The organism is Bacteroides sp. L008 (genome assembly GCF_040812255.1).
Lineage (GTDB): Bacteria > Bacteroidota > Bacteroidia > Bacteroidales > Bacteroidaceae > Bacteroides > Bacteroides vicugnae.
This window is the reverse complement of sequence record NZ_JBFNXO010000001.1, coordinates 4,319,313-4,336,500: the sequence shown is the minus strand read 5'-3', so window position 1 is coordinate 4,336,500 and position 17,188 is coordinate 4,319,313. Positions and strand designations below refer to the sequence as shown.

General features: G+C 44.4%; 11 protein-coding genes and 1 pseudogene. 3 read left to right on the top strand and 9 right to left on the bottom strand.

Annotated elements, in window-relative coordinates; all coding sequences use genetic code 11:
• The first annotated feature begins 188 nt into the window (after nucleotides 1-188).
• Entirely contained in the window at nucleotides 189-2,759 is a 2,571-nt protein-coding gene (locus AB3G73_RS17090) for a family 78 glycoside hydrolase catalytic domain (protein WP_367745260.1), read from the top strand.
• A 334-nt stretch (nucleotides 2,760-3,093) separates the two neighbouring features.
• Here AB3G73_RS17090 and AB3G73_RS17085 read toward each other — a convergent pair whose 3' ends face one another.
• On the bottom strand, nucleotides 3,094-4,011 hold the full coding sequence (locus tag AB3G73_RS17085) for a HEPN domain-containing protein (RefSeq protein WP_367745259.1): 918 nt from the start codon (nucleotides 4,009-4,011) through the stop codon (nucleotides 3,094-3,096).
• A gap of 58 nt (nucleotides 4,012-4,069) precedes the next feature.
• A complete protein-coding gene (locus AB3G73_RS17080; RefSeq protein ID WP_320996140.1) occupies nucleotides 4,070-5,821 on the bottom strand; it encodes an AAA family ATPase in 1,752 nt (583 codons plus the stop codon).
• Between the two features lie 129 nt (nucleotides 5,822-5,950).
• Between AB3G73_RS17080 and AB3G73_RS17075 the strand changes: the two genes are divergently transcribed.
• Together AB3G73_RS17075 and mutS are read left to right on the top strand one after the other, a co-directional pair.
• Nucleotides 5,951-6,832 carry a DMT family transporter gene (locus AB3G73_RS17075; protein ID WP_148367681.1) on the top strand — a complete coding sequence of 294 codons (882 nt, stop codon included), beginning with the start codon at nucleotides 5,951-5,953 and terminating at the stop codon, nucleotides 6,830-6,832.
• Between the two features lie 385 nt (nucleotides 6,833-7,217).
• Nucleotides 7,218-9,806: a DNA mismatch repair protein MutS gene (gene mutS / locus AB3G73_RS17070; RefSeq protein ID WP_195648810.1), complete on the top strand. Its 2,589-nt coding sequence runs from the start codon at nucleotides 7,218-7,220 to the stop codon at nucleotides 9,804-9,806.
• Between the two features lie 68 nt (nucleotides 9,807-9,874).
• Here mutS and AB3G73_RS17065 read toward each other — a convergent pair.
• From AB3G73_RS17065 to AB3G73_RS17035, 7 genes and pseudogenes are all read right to left on the bottom strand, one after another.
• Nucleotides 9,875-9,997, bottom strand: a pseudogene (locus AB3G73_RS17065) (CatA-like O-acetyltransferase); the annotation flags it as partial.
• 36 nt (nucleotides 9,998-10,033) lie between these two features.
• Nucleotides 10,034-10,867, bottom strand: a complete 834-nt coding sequence (gene lgt / locus AB3G73_RS17060) for a prolipoprotein diacylglyceryl transferase (protein ID WP_148367680.1) — start codon at nucleotides 10,865-10,867, stop codon at nucleotides 10,034-10,036.
• Between the two features lie 49 nt (nucleotides 10,868-10,916).
• The gene (locus tag AB3G73_RS17055) at nucleotides 10,917-11,825 is read right to left on the bottom strand and encodes a ketopantoate reductase family protein (RefSeq protein ID WP_367745258.1); all 909 of its coding nucleotides are present in this window, start codon (nucleotides 11,823-11,825) and stop codon (nucleotides 10,917-10,919) included.
• Between the two features lie 47 nt (nucleotides 11,826-11,872).
• Nucleotides 11,873-12,976, bottom strand: coding sequence for a redox-regulated ATPase YchF (gene ychF, locus AB3G73_RS17050; RefSeq protein WP_195648712.1), 1,104 nt, complete (start codon nucleotides 12,974-12,976; stop codon nucleotides 11,873-11,875).
• Between the two features lie 65 nt (nucleotides 12,977-13,041).
• A complete protein-coding gene (araJ, locus tag AB3G73_RS17045) occupies nucleotides 13,042-14,184 on the bottom strand; it encodes an MFS transporter AraJ (protein ID WP_148367677.1) in 1,143 nt (380 codons plus the stop codon).
• A gap of 186 nt (nucleotides 14,185-14,370) precedes the next feature.
• The gene (locus AB3G73_RS17040) at nucleotides 14,371-15,786 is read right to left on the bottom strand and encodes an alpha/beta fold hydrolase (RefSeq protein WP_367745257.1); all 1,416 of its coding nucleotides are present in this window, start codon (nucleotides 15,784-15,786) and stop codon (nucleotides 14,371-14,373) included.
• A gap of 174 nt (nucleotides 15,787-15,960) precedes the next feature.
• Nucleotides 15,961-17,172, bottom strand: a complete 1,212-nt coding sequence (locus AB3G73_RS17035; RefSeq protein WP_148367675.1) for an alginate lyase family protein — start codon at nucleotides 17,170-17,172, stop codon at nucleotides 15,961-15,963.
• Nucleotides 17,173-17,188: the final 16 nt, after the last annotated feature.

The following is a 17,188-nucleotide window of genomic DNA, read 5'->3' as shown; positions in this document are numbered from 1 at the left end:
ATGTCGTTGTTTTGCCTGATAATCGATTCTCCAACGTAAAAAGCTTCAGATTGAACAGAAACCATTGTTGAGTCAAAAAAAATGTAGAAATCGTCTGTCATATCATATAATTCTGTAATTTTGTTGTGCAAGTCCCATAAAACAGCACTTCTAAGTTAATCTTTTAATACTAAAAAATACATATAAGTATGAAAATGAATTTCCATTGTTTTGCGAATCTTGTTCCGGTAATGATTTTCGCGCTTTTCTCGAATAGCGGACTGATAAACGCAACTGAAGTCGGAAAACGTACTCACGCATTGGAAGCGTCGGCCTGGAACGAATCCAAATGGATTTCAGCAGTAGACGCTCCTGTAGTGAAAGGACATAACAACGGTCGCGCAGCCGATGGTGCCAGTTGGTTCGTGTCCACCGTGAAAAATGAACAGAAAGTCATCTCTGCCAAGTGGATGACCGCCGGACTGGGAGTTTACGAGTTGTATGTGAATGGGAAACCCGTAGGCGGAGAATTCCTGAAACCGGGCTTCACACACTATGCCAAGACCAAACGTTCTTTCACCTATGATATCACAGACGTCATCCGTACCAAGCCAAACGCCGACAACATGCTCTCCGTACAGGTGACACCGGGATGGTGGGCTGACAAAATCATAACCCCCGGAGGATATGACGGCATGATAGGCAAAAAGTGTGCCTTCCGCGGTGTATTGGAACTGACTTTTTCTGACGGAACTAAGAAGTGCTACGGTACCGACCTCGAAAACTGGAAAGCCGGAATTGCCGGTCCGGTGAAACATGCCGGCATCTTTGACGGAGAAGAGTATGATGCACGCGAACCGATGGGCTACGAATGTGTGGACAAACTCTCCACACCCGAAGAGAATACCGAATTTTCTGGTGACATTCTGCCTTCGGACGGAGCGGAGGTCTATCTGCGCACCGATCTCGCCCTCGCTCCTGTCAGAGCATACATTTGGAAGAAGATAGAAAGAGCGAAAGAAAACGAGTTCGGTAAAGTGATTATCGCCCGTGAGTTCGCATCGGGCACGGAGATGACCATAAGTCCGGGAGAGACATTAGTGGTGGATTTCGGGCAAAACTGTGCCGGCATACCCTCTTTCGTATTCAAAGCCGCCGAGGGAACAGTGCTGACTTGCTTTCCCGCAGAGTTGCTCAATGACGGCAACGGTGCCAGGATTCGTGGCATGGACGGTCCGGAAGGAAGCTGCCACCGCGAAAACCTGCGTATTCCCCACACCGGCATCCGCCTGAACTACACCTTTGCTGCCGGAGATAATTATGTGGCCTACTATCCTCACTGCACCTTCTTCGGCTATCGCTACGTTTCCATAACTGCCACCGGGAATGTAGCCATCAAGTCGTTGAAATCCATTCCCGTCACTTCCATCACAAAGGAACTGGAAACCGGCACTATCAACACAGGCAACGACCTTGTGAACAAGCTCATCTCCAACACTTATTGGGGACAGCTATCCAACTACCTGTCCATACCCACCGACTGTCCGCAGCGCGACGAGCGTCTGGGCTGGACAGCAGATACACAAGTGTTTGCGGAAACCGGTACGTTCTTTGCTAACACCATGAAGTTCTTTCACAAGTGGATGCGTGACATGCGCGACACCCAGAACAGTTTGGGCGGATTCCCCGGAGTGGCTCCCTTGGCACAATATGGTGATGAGAAAATGCGTTTGGGATGGGCTGATGCCGGAATCATTGTGCCTTGGACGGTGTGGAAACAATTCGGAGATACGCAAATCATTGAGGAGAACTGGAATGCCATGGACCTGTTTATGAACCACATCAACGACACCAAGTATAACCACGAGACGCTCTGCAGCGAGAATGGCAACTACCAATGGGCTGACTGGTTGAGCTACGAACCGCTGGAAAGCTGTAGCGGACTGGCTTTCTCTCCCCAAGGTCCGCTTCCTGATGCCATTAGCTACTGGAACTATCTAAGCGCTTCCTATTGGGTGATAGATGCTTTCATGATGCGCGACATGGCTACCGCTACCGGTCGCAATTCCACCAAATACCAGCAAATGGGCGACTTGGCAAAAGCATACATCAAAGAGAACTTCCTCAACGAAGACGGCACTTTCAAAACCGCCATCCTCAACACCATGCAAACTCCTGCTTTGTTCGCCCTGAAAAACCAGCTTGTGGAAGGCGAAGCCAAAGCGAAGATGATAGACCGCCTGCGCGAAAACTTCGCACAACACGACCTTTGCTTGCAGACCGGATTCCTGGGCACATCCATCCTCATGGCTACCCTCACGGAGAATGGCATGGAAGATATTGCCTATGAACTACTCTTCCAACGTAAGAACCCAAGCTGGCTGTATTCTGTGGACAATGGAGCTACCACCATTTGGGAAAGGTGGAACAGCTATATGATAGATAAGGGAATGGGACCACGAGGTATGAACAGCTTCAATCATTATGCCTATGGATGCGTATGTGAATGGATTTGGGAAACTGTTGCCGGCATCGCAGCCGATCCCGCCACCCCCGGCTTCAAGCATATCATTATGAAACCCATTCCAGACAAGCGATTGGGACACGTGACTGCCGAATACCGTTCCGCCGCCGGACTCATTAAGAGCGCATGGAAATACGAGGGTGACACTTGGATTTGGGAATTCACCATTCCTAAGGGTGTTACCGCTACCGTAACCCTTCCCGGAGAGATGAAATCAAAGGACTATGGAAGTGGAACTTACAAGGTAACCAAATAAAGTATATAGTTGCGATAGTTTTTCATGTAGGAATTTGATAGTAAGGAGATGTGTCGAAACTCTCTTTTAACGTGATTGGGAATGTGTAAAAACTCCCCTTTTATCGAAATCACCCTCGCTACAACTGTCTGTGGCGAGGGTGATTTTAAGTTTATGAGAGTTTCGACACACCCTCAATTCTTCATTTATAAAGGTTTTGACATACATTTTTTTCTCTTGTTTTGGCAAAATGTATGTCATGTATTTACTATTTAAAAAGGGAGATATCTGGAAAACAAATTGTACAAGAATGGGGAACTGTAAAGGTTATCGTACTATATTTACGATATACGGTTTATATCTTTTCTTTCTCTTCTTTTTCTATCATCTCATCGTAATATGCTATGCGTGCGGCACATTCCCGAATAGTCACTTCGCGCAGCACCTCTGTTCGTGCCAGCATATACTCGTATTGCTCTTTGCTAACGGTGAATAGCCGGTTGTATCGCGCTTCGATATATGCCCTGCATAATTTATCAAACGCTTTATTTTCTTCGGGAGTATTGGTAGGGAACACATTTGCGAATTCTCGTGAACAGCTTCTGGCCATTGCTCCCAGCACTTTCAATTCATGAGATTTAGGGCGAATGCCGCCATATACAAGCGTAAATGTTTTGTAGAAGCGTTCGCAGGCTTGATGTAATTCAAATGAACCGTATTTAAAATTACCATTTTTGTAAGCAGTGTGTCCCGAATCCAAGAAACATTCTCCCATGTCGAAACATTCTTCATATTCTTCCTCTGCATATTTCTTAATCTCCCGATACGGCAACTTCTCCGGTTTACCAATCTGAAACATGCCATCGTCATACAACAGAATGCCGTCTTTTATAATCTCATAGAAGAAATAATGCTTCCTTCTTATAGCTCGATTAATGGTCGTCGGGGTTTCTACAATAATACTAGGAGGTGCCGGATGCCGTTTCCCTTCCATTCGTGTATCATATTTGGGGACGATAACCTCGCGCGCATGTCTTTCTGCTTTAGTAGCATCTCCCGTATCACATATCACCAGAATATCCAAATCACTTTGGTAGTAAGTACCTCCTCCGCACCCGTCGTATGTTACATCCCAGATGACATATTTTCCCCGCGCATAACTTCCATACAGGATAATCATACGCACGTTCGAAAGATTCGACAATATCAGTTCTTGCAGCACCGCCAACTCTTCTTGCGTGCGTTTGGGCAAACGTTTTATTGATTTTTTCATATTGTTAGCCTATCTGTTTTTTGCATGATGCGCTTGTAATGCGAGTTCCTTTTTTGTATTAAACCTCTTCGCATATCGGCATATCCATTCCTTTGTATACAACTACGATTTTATGAAGCTGTGTTGTGCCGACTGCTCTCTTCACCGTATCGGTGTCAGCATAGCGATTGGCTTGAGCAATAGCTTCCAGTCGCAGTTCTTCTATGCGGCTTTCGGGGTCTTTATACTTGGCATATTTCAGTTCCACAATGTAACTGTGCTTCATGTCGGAATAGATATCCAGTAGCGGACAAAGGAAAATATCGACATAACCTGCCTGTGTGTCCTGTTCAGAGATGGGGCGGTAGAAACGGTTTTGTGCTGTCATGGCAAGTGTGAAGCCATGGACAAAAAATTCGCCTTTCTGCTTGTCGCGCTGGGAAGTGTAGCGTTTCAGACAGTCGGCAATATAGCCGAAGTAAGCTTTCCAAGAACCATCGTAGGCAAGGGCACTGGCAAGTTCGTTTTTCTCGTAACTGCTGAAATTAAGTTCGGCTTCGTTGTAGGTACTTAGCAGATAGGTGTAGATTTGTTCGCGGACTACCTGATTGGGGATGGTGAGTTTGGTTCTTCCTTCATACGTGCCGCTAATGGTGAGCATACCGAAATAGTAAAGCAGGCTCACAAAGTTGTCAGGATTGGTAATATTGATGGCAGGAAAACCTTTTTTCAGTTCTCCGGTGACGTAGCCTTCGCTCACCAATGTTTGTATGATGGAGGCATCGTGTGCAAACTCTTTGTCCTTCCGGATGAGCATACGTAATTTTTCGTAGTCGATACGGATATTGTCTTCTACCATATCCCGGGGGGCTTTGCCTCGTTGAATATAATTCTTGACGAAGTAGAGTACCATGTTGGAGTTGTACATAGTGGTTTCACCGTAACATTCTTCTGCAAAGCAGTAGTTGTCATACCAGGGTTTCATTATTTCTATCAGTTCGTCTACACTGTGATTGAATGGACTGGTGGTGGAATAATAGGTAAGCATTTGGCGGACTTCTTCTTCCGTGAAACCTATCATCTCGTTAAATTCCGGTGTGAGCGAGTAGTTGGTTCCGATGTTGAAACCGCTTGTGAGGTCGTCCATTGTCACGGGACTTACGCCGGTAATGAAACAGCGTTCAATGCTGGAATAGGTTCCGGCTTTAATTTTATTGAAGAAGGCACGCAGATAATCTTCGCCATGCGTTTCGTCCGTATAACGGTGCAGGCTTTCTATATCAGAGAGAATGGCGTTGGTGAAATGATCGTATTCGTCAATAAAGAGGTAAATACGTTGGTTGGTCTTATTACATTCTGTGAACAGGTATTCAAATTGTTCGACAGCTCCTTCTTTTTTGTCGAGTTCTTCCTTGATGCCTTTGGGGAGATAGTCGGCATAAATATCGCAGAAGTAGTCGAACATTGTTTGGCAATGCGCGTCCAGTCCCTTGCGATAGTTGTGCAGTTCGCCTACTATTCCGGAGAAGTTGAGGTATAGTACCAGATAGCTGTTCCGGTCGCGCGTAGGATGCTTTCCGATGTAAAGGTCGCCAAACAGCGCTTCGAATTTATCCTTGGCAAGTATATCATAATAGTGCTGCAACATACTTACTGTGAGACTTTTGCCGAAACGGCGCGGGCGAATAAAGAAGAAAAACTTGTCCGCCTCTTCTATCATGGGTATAAACCGGGTTTTGTCTACATAATAACAGTCATCGCGGCGGATTACTGCAAAGTTCATCATGCCATAGGGGATACGTTTCCTGTCCGGTGCTGTATATTTTTCCATAACTTATTCCTTATTTTAGGAGCTTTCTTTGAACATAAACAAAGGTACGGGCTTTTTGTTACTTCTCCAAACAAACATTCCATAACTTCTCGCTATCTTTGCACTCTATTAAAAAACATCACCATCACTATGGAATTAAAGCATGGATATTACCATCTGATTGCGATACTTGTAGTTGCTATCTGGGGACTGACCTTTATATCAACCAAAGTACTGATTAATCACGGACTGACCCCTCAAGAGATATTCTTTTATCGTTTTCTCATTGCTTATTTGGGCATTTGGGTGATTTCTCCCAAACGTCTGTTTGCGGGTAATTGGAAAGACGAACTTTGGTTGATGGCAGGAGGTCTTTTCGGTGGCTCACTCTATTTCTTTACCGAGAATACAGCTTTGGGAATCACGCAAGCATCTAATGTCGCTTTCATCATTTGCACAGCTCCTTTGCTTACCACCATTCTTTCCCTTCTCTTTTATAAGAGTGAAAAAGCCACCAAAGGTTTGGTTTATGGTTCCATATTAGCTTTAATCGGAGTGGGACTGGTGGTCTTCAACGGTAGTTTTGTACTTAAATTATCTCCGGTAGGGGATTTGCTTACTTTACTTGCCGCCCTGTCGTGGGCATTTTATAGTTTGGTGATAAAGAAAATGACGGGGCGTTACCCCACTGTATTTATCACTCGCAAGATATTCTTTTATGGAGTATTGACCATACTTCCCGCCTTTCTTCTTCATCCGTTGCAACCGGATCTTGACATACTTTTAAAACCGATTGTATTATCCAATCTTTTGTTTCTGGCTGTTCTGGCTTCCTTGATATGTTATGTCCTCTGGAATGTGGTCTTAAAACAGTTGGGAACTGTTAGAGCTTCCAATTATATCTATCTCAATCCGTTGGTGACAATGGTGGCATCCGTAATCATTCTTCACGAACAAATCACGTGGATTACATTATTGGGAGCAGGTTGCATTATATTTGGAGTCTATCAGGCAGAAAGAAAGGCTCGGTAAAATAAAGAGGATTTGACTGCAATTTATGGGGAAGTGAAACGTACGGACATAAAAAAAGGAGCAACGCCTTGCTCCAACCTTTGTTAACCTTAAATCTAATACTATGAAAAACACATTGCAAAGATACGGACTATTGGGAAATTAGCAAATTATCCAAGAAAAATAGTATGTTTTATAACACGTTTTAATATTTTTCTCCTACTTGTTAAGAAATAAACCCTCTTTTTTTGATGGTATGCAACACTAATTGTGAAAATTGAATTGGAGAATGCCATTGATTCTCTGCCGAAAAACCGTTATCTTTGCAAAGATATTGCAATTGTTTACCCTAAATAAAAAAGAAAAGGAGAGAACCGTGAACGAAGAAGAAATCGTCCTCACCCCGATGATGAAACAGTTTCTGGATTTGAAGGCAAAACATCCGGATGCAGTGATGCTGTTTCGTTGCGGTGACTTTTATGAAACATATTCTACGGATGCCATCGTTGCATCGGAAATATTAGGAATCACATTGACGAAACGTGCTAACGGAAAAGGAAAGACTGTTGAGATGGCGGGATTCCCACATCACGCTCTCGACACTTATCTTCCGAAATTGGTTCGCGCCGGAAAGCGTGTCGCTATCTGTGACCAGTTGGAAGATCCGAAAATGACGAAAAAATTGGTGAAACGTGGCATTACCGAACTGGTGACTCCCGGTGTTTCTATCAATGATAATGTCTTGAATTATAAAGAAAATAACTTCCTGGCTGCCGTTCATTTCGGTAAAGCTTCCTGTGGGGTTGCCTTTCTTGATATTTCTACCGGTGAATTTCTAACTGCAGAAGGACCTTTTGATTATATTGATAAACTGTTGAACAACTTCGCCCCGAAGGAAATTCTTTTTGAACGTGGCAAACGTTTGATGTTTGAGGGGAATTTCGGCAGCAAGTTCTTTACCTTCGAGCTTGATGACTGGGTATTTACGGAGACTACTGCCCGTGAGAAGTTGCTGAAGCATTTTGAGACGAAGAACCTGAAAGGTTTCGGCGTGGAACACTTGAAGAATGGTATCATTGCTTCCGGCGCTATCCTGCAATACCTCACGATGACGCAGCATACACAGATTGGACATATCACTTCTTTGGCCCGTATTGAGGAAGACAAATACGTTCGTCTGGATAAGTTTACGGTGCGCAGCCTTGAGTTGATTGGCAATATGAATGATGGCGGAAGCAGTTTGCTGAATGTCATCGACCGGACAATCAGCCCGATGGGAGCACGTTTGCTGAAGCGCTGGATGGTCTTTCCTTTGAAGGATAAGAAGCCGATTGACGAACGGTTGAATGTGGTAGAGTATTTCTTCCGTCAACCGGACTTTAAGGAACTGATTGAAGAGCAGCTGCATCTGATAGGCGATTTGGAGCGTATCATTTCCAAAGTTGCTGTAGGGCGTGTATCACCTCGTGAGGTGGTTCAGTTGAAGGTGGCTTTGCAGGCTATCGAGCCGATAAAGTTGGCATGTATCCAGGCCGATAACGCAAGTCTGAACTGGATAGGGGAGCAGTTGAACCTTTGTGTCACTATTCGCGACCGGATTGCCAAAGAGATTAAGAATGACCCGCCGTTGGCTGTTAATAAGGGGGGAGTGATTCAAGACGGGGTGAATGCGGATTTGGACGAACTACGCCGGATTTCGTATTCGGGAAAGGATTATCTGCTTCAGATACAGCAGCGCGAAAGCGAACGGACGGGTATTCCGAGTTTGAAAGTGGCTTACAATAATGTGTTCGGTTATTATATTGAAGTCCGTAATGTACATAAGGATAAAGTTCCGCCCGAATGGATTCGTAAACAGACGTTGGTCAACGCAGAGCGTTATATCACGCAGGAATTGAAAGAATATGAAGAGAAGATTTTAGGGGCGGAAGATAAGATTCTGGTGCTGGAAACGCAGCTATATACGGATTTGGTACAGGCATTGACGGAGTTTATTCCCCAGATACAGATTAATGCGAATCAGATTGCCCGCCTGGATTGTCTGTTGTCATTCGCCAATGTGGCTCGTGAGAATCGTTATATCCGTCCGATTATTGAAGATAATGATGTATTGGATATCCGCCAGGGACGTCACCCGGTGATTGAGAAACAGCTTCCTATCGGTGAGAAGTATATTGCCAATGATGTGATGCTGGACAATACTACGCAGCAGATTATTATTATTACAGGTCCGAACATGGCTGGTAAGTCTGCGCTTTTACGTCAGACGGCATTAATTACGCTATTGGCTCAAATCGGTTCCTTTGTTCCTGCGGAGAGTGCGCACATCGGTTTGGTAGACAAGATATTCACTCGTGTAGGAGCGAGTGATAATATATCGGTCGGAGAATCAACATTCATGGTAGAGATGAATGAAGCGGCAGATATTCTAAACAATGTTTCTTCCCGAAGTCTGGTGTTGTTTGATGAGTTGGGTCGTGGTACGTCTACTTATGACGGTATTTCCATTGCTTGGGCAATCGTAGAGCATATCCATGAGCATCCGAAAGCTAAAGCACGTACCTTATTTGCTACGCATTATCATGAGTTGAATGAGATGGAGAAATCCTTCAAACGTATCAAGAATTATAATGTATCGGTGAAAGAAGTTGATAATAAGGTAATCTTCCTTCGTAAGCTGGAGCGGGGTGGTAGTGAGCACTCTTTCGGTATTCACGTGGCAAAGATGGCCGGTATGCCGAAAAGTATTGTGAAACGTGCCAATGAGATACTGAAGCAGCTCGAATCTGACAATCGCCAACAAGGAATTTCCGGTAAACCGTTGACGGAAGTGAGCGAGAACCGTGGAGGGATGCAGTTAAGTTTCTTCCAACTGGATGATCCGATTCTCTGCCAGATTCGTGATGAGATTCTGAATTTGGATGTGAATAATCTCACTCCGATTGAAGCATTGAATAAGCTGAATGATATCAAGAAGATAGTCAGGGGGAAATAATTATTTCCCCTTAATTTAAAATCTGTAATATGAAGCAATGGGGGAGAATGCTAATCCTTGTTTGTGCTTTATTTTAGTAACTCTTCTACTTTCCTGTAAAACAATGAAAGATGGTGCCCGTCTATAAATCCATGATGAATGGTCATAGCGATAGGCATTACTAATTTGCCTTCTTTGGTGATTGCTTTTCCTGTCCGCTCCCCAAGTTTCTATATCTATGATATGTTTCATTTCTTTTCTACTTTCTTCCGATCATAGAAGAACATGAAATAAACGCCTATGATGATAAATGGAACGCTTAACCATTGGCCCATATTGAACATCATGTGGTCTTCAAATGCTTCTTGGTTCTCTTTCAGGAACTCGATGAAGAAGCGGAAGACAAAGATGTAAGTCAAACAAAGTCCGAAGAAGAAGCCGCGGTGCAGTTTCTTACTGTAATTCTTGTACAGATAAATCATGATGAAGAATAGGATAAGATAGGCGATAGCCTCGTAAAGTTGTCCCGGATGACGGGGCTGCATATCTACACGCTCGAATATAAACGCCCAGGGTACATCAGTCGGCTTGCCGATGATTTCGGAGTTCATCAGGTTGGCAAGGCGGATGAAACAGGCTGTGATTGGAGTGGCTACGGCAATCATATCCAATACATCCATATAATGGAGCTTTGTCTTGCGGCAATACAGCCAAAGTGCGACTATCAATCCTAGTGTGCCACCATGGCTGGCCAATCCCTCGTATCCGGTAAACTTCCAGTTTCCATCCGGCATAAACTTGATGGGAAGAATCATTTCCCAGAAATGTGACAGATAGTATCCCGGATCATAGAATAAACAGTGTCCCAGACGGGCGCCGATCAGAATACCAAAGAAACAGTAAAAGAAAAGCGGATCAAACTTCTTTTCTTCTATCTTTTTATCCCGGAACTGGTAGTGAACAATAACATAAGCAAAGAATATTCCTACTGCCCACAATAATCCGTAATAACGGATAGAAATACCGAACAGGTTGAATAGTTCGGGATTCGGGTTCCAGTTGATGTTGAGAAGTGAATACATAGGCTTGGTAGTATTATTTATTTAATAGGTTTCATTCTTTCTCTAGTGGCTATTCTTTGAATTTTTCTGCAACCATCCGGTAGGTCGGTATGTCAATCCCTTGTTCTTCGGCTGCTGCAATCATATCGAAAAGCAGTCCCTGTATCTCGGATTCGTGTCCGCGTGCCAGATCTTTCTGCATGGAAGCAGTGCTTTCGGGATCCAGTTTATCGATGACTTTCAGATTGTAAGTGACAGGGTCTTCCGGAAATTCCACACCTAGCTTCTTTCCTAAAGCAGCGCTCTCTGTAGTGAGTCCGATGAATGTATTCCGTATCTTTCCCGGTTTTTGAACTTCACCCATCGGAACATCGTAGTATGCCCCTGTTAAAGCCATTGCAGAAATAAACGACCATTTGATAAATGTATCCCGGTTGATATCCGGTGAAAGGTCTACTTTGATACCTGCTTCCTGCAAATCCTGTTGGATGGCTTCCAGTAATCTGGGTTTAACGATAGTGCCGCGATGAGCGCCATACACTAACCGGAATATTTTCCCCATCTGGGTGATTTCTCCTGTGCCGGATACAAACCCCACAATATAGATGCAACCATCCAGAACGGTAACTCCCGGAACAAGTTTCTGTATCCGCGGTCCTGTTCCATACACATTCAGTATGGGGATGACAACCGTGTCTTTGTGAGCGGCTCTTTGAATGAGTTCTACAATAGAATCGACCGAGTAACCTTTTACGCATACAAATATCACATCCGCTTTTCCATTGAATTCTTCAGCGGTAGTTGCCGGAATCCGGAGCGTATGTTCGCCTTTTAAATCCGACTTCAGTTTTAAACCATCCGTTTGTATTGCTTGCAAATGAGCACCACGGGCAATACAGGTTACATCTTTGCCTGCCAGCGACAAAAATCCTGCGATACTGCCGCCTACACCTCCAGTTCCTGCGATGAGATACTTCATGTTATTAGCGAATTAATAATTAATGAGTCGTTGGTGATGACTGATAATCACACATTGAAACGGAAATGCATGATGTCTCCGTCCTGCACTATATATTCTTTTCCTTCCACACCCAGCTTTCCGGCTTCTTTCACAGCTGCTTCCGATCCGTATTGAATATAGTCCTCGTATTTGATAACTTCGGCACGGATAAAACCTTTTTCAAAGTCAGTATGGATAACACCAGCACATTGAGGAGCTTTCCATCCCTTTTCGTAAGTCCAGGCGCGTACTTCCTGCACGCCGGCTGTGAAATAGGTTTCAAGATTCAATAGTTTATAAGCTGATTTGATAAGGCGTGCTACACCTGATTCTTCCAAGCCTACTTCGGCAAGGAACATCTGGCGGTCTTCGTACGTTTCCAGTTCGGCAATGTCCGCTTCTGTCTTGGCTGCAACAATCAGGATTTGAGCATCCTCGTCTTTTACAGCTTCACGCACCATATCTACGTATTTGTTGCCACCCACTGCGCTTGCTTCATCAACGTTGCAAACGTACATCACCGGTTTGCTGGTCAATAAGAACAGTTCGTGAGCAATCTTTTGTTCGTCTTTCGTTTCGAAAGTCACTGTACGTGCAGATTTACCCTGTTCCAGAGCATTTTTGTATTGGACAAGTACATCATAAGCTAACTTTGCAGCTTTGTCTCCACCCGTCTGCGCCTGTTTCTGTACTTTCTGGATACGGCTTTCAATCGTTTCCAAGTCCTTCAATTGAAGTTCGTAGTCGATGATTTCTTTGTCACGGACGGGGTTTACGCTACCGTCTACATGTGTCACGTTGTCGTCATCGAAACAACGGAGCACGTGGATGATTGCATCTGTTTCACGGATATTGGCTAGGAACTTGTTTCCCAGTCCTTCACCTTTGCTTGCGCCTTTCACCAGTCCGGCGATATCTACGATTTCTACAGTTGTAGGAACAATTCGTTGGGGATGTACCAATTCAGCCAGTGCGTTCAGACGTTCGTCAGGAACGGTAATTACACCTACATTCGGTTCAATTGTACAGAAAGGGAAGTTTGCCGCTTGTGCCTTTGCGTTCGACAAACAGTTGAAAAGAGTCGACTTACCCACGTTCGGTAGTCCGACAATACCACATTGCAATGCCATTTATCTATTTCGTTTTATTTAGTTATCGATAATCTGACTGCAAAGATAGGTATTTTGATAGAGTTTTAGTATTTTGCCTGGTATTTCTTATAAAAAATCAAGAACAAAGTGAATCCGATCAAGGCAAACGGTACACCTGTCAGGGCAGGATAACGGTATCCGCCACTAACAGCTAGTCCGCCTACATAGGCACCGATGGCGTTTCCGAGATTGAACGCAACCTGTACGCAGGCTGCTCCCAACATTTCTCCTCCTTTTGCTACACGGATAATCAATATCTGTTCCGGACTGGATACAGCAAACAGTCCAGCCGTACAAAGGCACATTAACAGGGCGGCTGCCCATTTGTATGGAGAAAGGAAGAAAATAAGCAATAACATCATGCAGATGAGTGCTTGTGCGGCAGTTCCCACCTTTCCGGGAGTGTAACGGTCGGAGAGACGGCCACTAATCAGGTTTCCCATCACCATACCGAAACCGGCAAGGATCATTAAAGGCGTAATGCTTTCTGTGGAGAAGCCGGACACATGGGTAAGCAGCGGATTGATGTAGCTATACCAACAGAATACACCGCCGTTTCCTAAGGCTGTAGCACCGAGAATCAACCACGGAGCCGGAGTTTTAAGAAAACGGAACTGCCCTTTAAAGCCGGTGTCCTGCAAACCTTCTACATGGGGAACCCATCGCCAGATATAGTACATGATAACAATTCCCCAAATGCCGACTAAGAGGAAGGTGGCACGCCAGGAAAGCATGGTACTTAAAGAAGTTCCCAGAGGTACACCGAATAGGTTGGCAATGGTCATTCCCGCAATCATGATGGAGACGGCTTCCGAGCCTTTACCTTTATCGGCCAGTTTCTCGGCAACAATAGAGCCTACTCCGAAGTATGCGCCATGAGGTAAGCCGGAGATGAAACGGGCAACGAGTAGCACCCAGTAATTGGGAGCCATAGCCGCACAGATGTTACCTATCATAATCAAGGTAACTAATACCAACAGAATATGTTTTAATGGATATTTGCGGGCCAATGTCAGTACAGGGGCACCGACACAGACTCCTAATGCATAAGCAGATATGAAATGCCCTGCGGTAGGAATACTAATACCTAAATCTTTTGCCACATCGGGCAAAATTCCCATCATCACAAATTCGGCAATACCCAATCCCAGTGTACCGAACGCCAATGCAATAAGACTCTTCTTCATACCAAACTTTACCTAATACCTGTTGCTTTTTACCTTTTTACCTGCCGCTTTTTTTATTTCGGCTGCAAAGGTAAAACAAAATCTTTCAAGGTGAGTTCAGACCGGACGATTTTGATTTAAATCAATTTATACAATGCTAGTGTGTAGCAAGATGATTGCCGGGAGGTTGGAAGATGGATAAAGCGACTATTTCGTTTGCTTTAGAATCCATTCCGCGATATCTTTTAAAACTTCCGGGCTGATGGTTTCCTCCAGTTGCCCGTATTCTGCCAGTGTTCCTTTTTCGCAAGTCTGGAACAGATGGTTTAAGTTGGGATAGGCTTTGATAGTTACATTTTTATTTCCATTTCCAGTGATTCTTTCTTGGATGGCGGTCAGGTTCATGGCGGCATCCATTTGAATGTCTTTTTCTCCGTTTAGTGCCAGAACCGGACATTTTAGTTCCTTCAAGTCTTCGGCCGGATCATATCGCATAAAATGCAGATACCACGGAGAAGTCATCGAACTGATTTGTGCAGATATCTGCTGGATGGTATTTAAATCTTTCAGCTGTTCGGGAGACATTGTTTGGGTAATGTCTGCATATAATTCTTTCTGTAACTCTTCGGGAGTCTTATCCGTTTGTTGCAGTATGGCGTACCTGTTTCGTATAGACGGTTTCATCCCTTGCCAGACTGCATCCGGCATTCCCTGGGACTTAGATATTAACTCTACCTGCTTCAACATCAGACTGTCACCTTTCACACCGGCCCCTGCCAATGAAACGACAAATGCGATCGACGGATCTTTTTTTGCAACGATGAATGCAATGATTCCGCCCGCACTATGTCCGATGATACCGATTTTCTTCGCATTAATTTCTTTTCTGCTGCGCAGATAATTGATAGCAGCCTCCGTATCTCTGGCAAAATCCTCATTGGTAGCTGTTGCGTGATTACCTTGTGAAGCGGCAGTTCCCCTATCATCACACCTAAGTACGGCAATTCCGTTCCGGGTCAGATAATCGGCGATGACGAGGAAAGGTTTGTGTCCCATGATTTCTTCATCCCGGTTCTGTGCACCGCTCCCTGTCACCATAACCACTGCCGGAAACTTAGTTCCCTTTTGGGGAAGAGTCAATGTTCCGGCAAGATTGATGTCATCCTGCTCATTCTTCACAATGACCTCTTCGCTTTTGTAAGGGAAAGGCGGTTGAGGCTCCTGCGGGCGCTTGGGGCGACCGGCTTCTCCCTTTTCCAAATTCAATGGAATAGGCATTCCCTGTGTAAACGTCCCACTGATTGTTTGATTACTATCCAATTTTCCTTTGTAAGAGGCATGGATAATGGGTATCTGGATCGTCAATATAGAATCATTGAAAGAAGTAGTCTGCGTCTTTATGCCGTTAGCTCCCTGGTCGGGGCTGTCCAATGTCGTCACATAAGTTCCCTGTTCTGTTTGACTGATATGGAATACAATAGTCAATGAACCGGTGGGAATGGAAAGTTTTCCATGCCAGGTTCCCGAAATATCCTGGGCAGAAACAGGGGATGAAAAGAACACTCCGGCTACTACTAGTCCGGTAATGAGGATAACGATGCGGGCGGCTTTAATTATTTTCATAAGAGGAAAAATTAGATTTGATCTTATTGCAAATATAAGATATAACAAAGGTAACAATTTTCCTCATTATAAAAATAAGACATTACCCAATCTTGTCAGAATCTGGTAATATCTTATTCAGAAACATCTTAATCTATTCCGATGTCGTGTAATATTTATAATATACCTATTGAATTATTCTAAACTATATAACAATCGCCTTCTGTCCGTGCTGGATGGCTTCAGATATTTTTGGCAGATCTCCTCCCAACCCGATTTATTGTCATAGAAAGAAGCACGGTGCAATATCCAACAACTTGTTTGCAACTCTTTTTCCCAATCCCTGCTTTGCTGGTATGGAAACTCACTTTGTGGCTTGCCGATAAAAGAAGCCATATACTTCAATGCTTTCGCGATGCAACGCCCGTCTTTGGAAGTGCTGTTGTAGACATCTATACCTAATGTATGGCCGATTGCACACATATCCATTATAAGAGCCAGATTGTAGTTTGTGTAACTAAGTCCGTTGGTGCGCTCCAGTTCTCTAAGTTGCCTGCCGTCGGGTTCGATTTGTGGGAACAATCGTAACTTTGCAAACTCACTGATTGTCTTCCGTGCCAGGACAGAATCTCCGGTGAAGAGCGCATATACCGTTTGTTGCACGTCGAAAGATACCCCATGATTATTTTCAGATGTCCGTGCCTCGTCGGCTACAGGACTGGTGCGAATCCATTCCAGATAATCGGTAAACCAATCTTTCAGACCGGAACGGTCTGCTGTTGTAAAGGCGGTGGAAGTATTCATCATCTCTACTGCATCCAGTAAATTGATAAACGAATAAACATCAATCATGCCGAACCCTCTGCCCTTGTTTCCATTATGACCCGGAATCATTTGTGCATAATTCATGTTGGGATTCATGCGAGTTTCAGGGTTCAGAAACCAGATGCGGGTGAGTTCAGCAGCTTTGGCTGCATATTTCTCATTGCCGGAGAAATAGTAGGCGATTCCTAAAGTCGATATATCATTAATTGTCTTTCCGATGTTCGTACAGTCACTCGTTGCATTAGGGTTGCGTACTCCGTCTTTGCGGATATAAGGCAGACCGTCGGGTTTCGTCGGATCGGGCCACCAGTAAGGTCCCATACTAATGTAGTCGTGTTTGTCCCCGCTACCCGCAACCATCGTTTTATCCATCACGGAGACAGGTTTACTTTTCAGGGCTTTGTCCGCCTCATTCATCAATTTAGTGATGGCAGATGCATATTCTTTTGACTCCATACGGGCTTTTACCTTAGCCAGTTTCTCTCCGTCGTATATTCTGGTAGATGGAATTTGAGCAGTTACCCTTCCTGCTCCGGTGAATAGGAAGAGAATGACCATCCATAATTTAGTAGATTTCTTCATGGTTTTATCCGTTAGT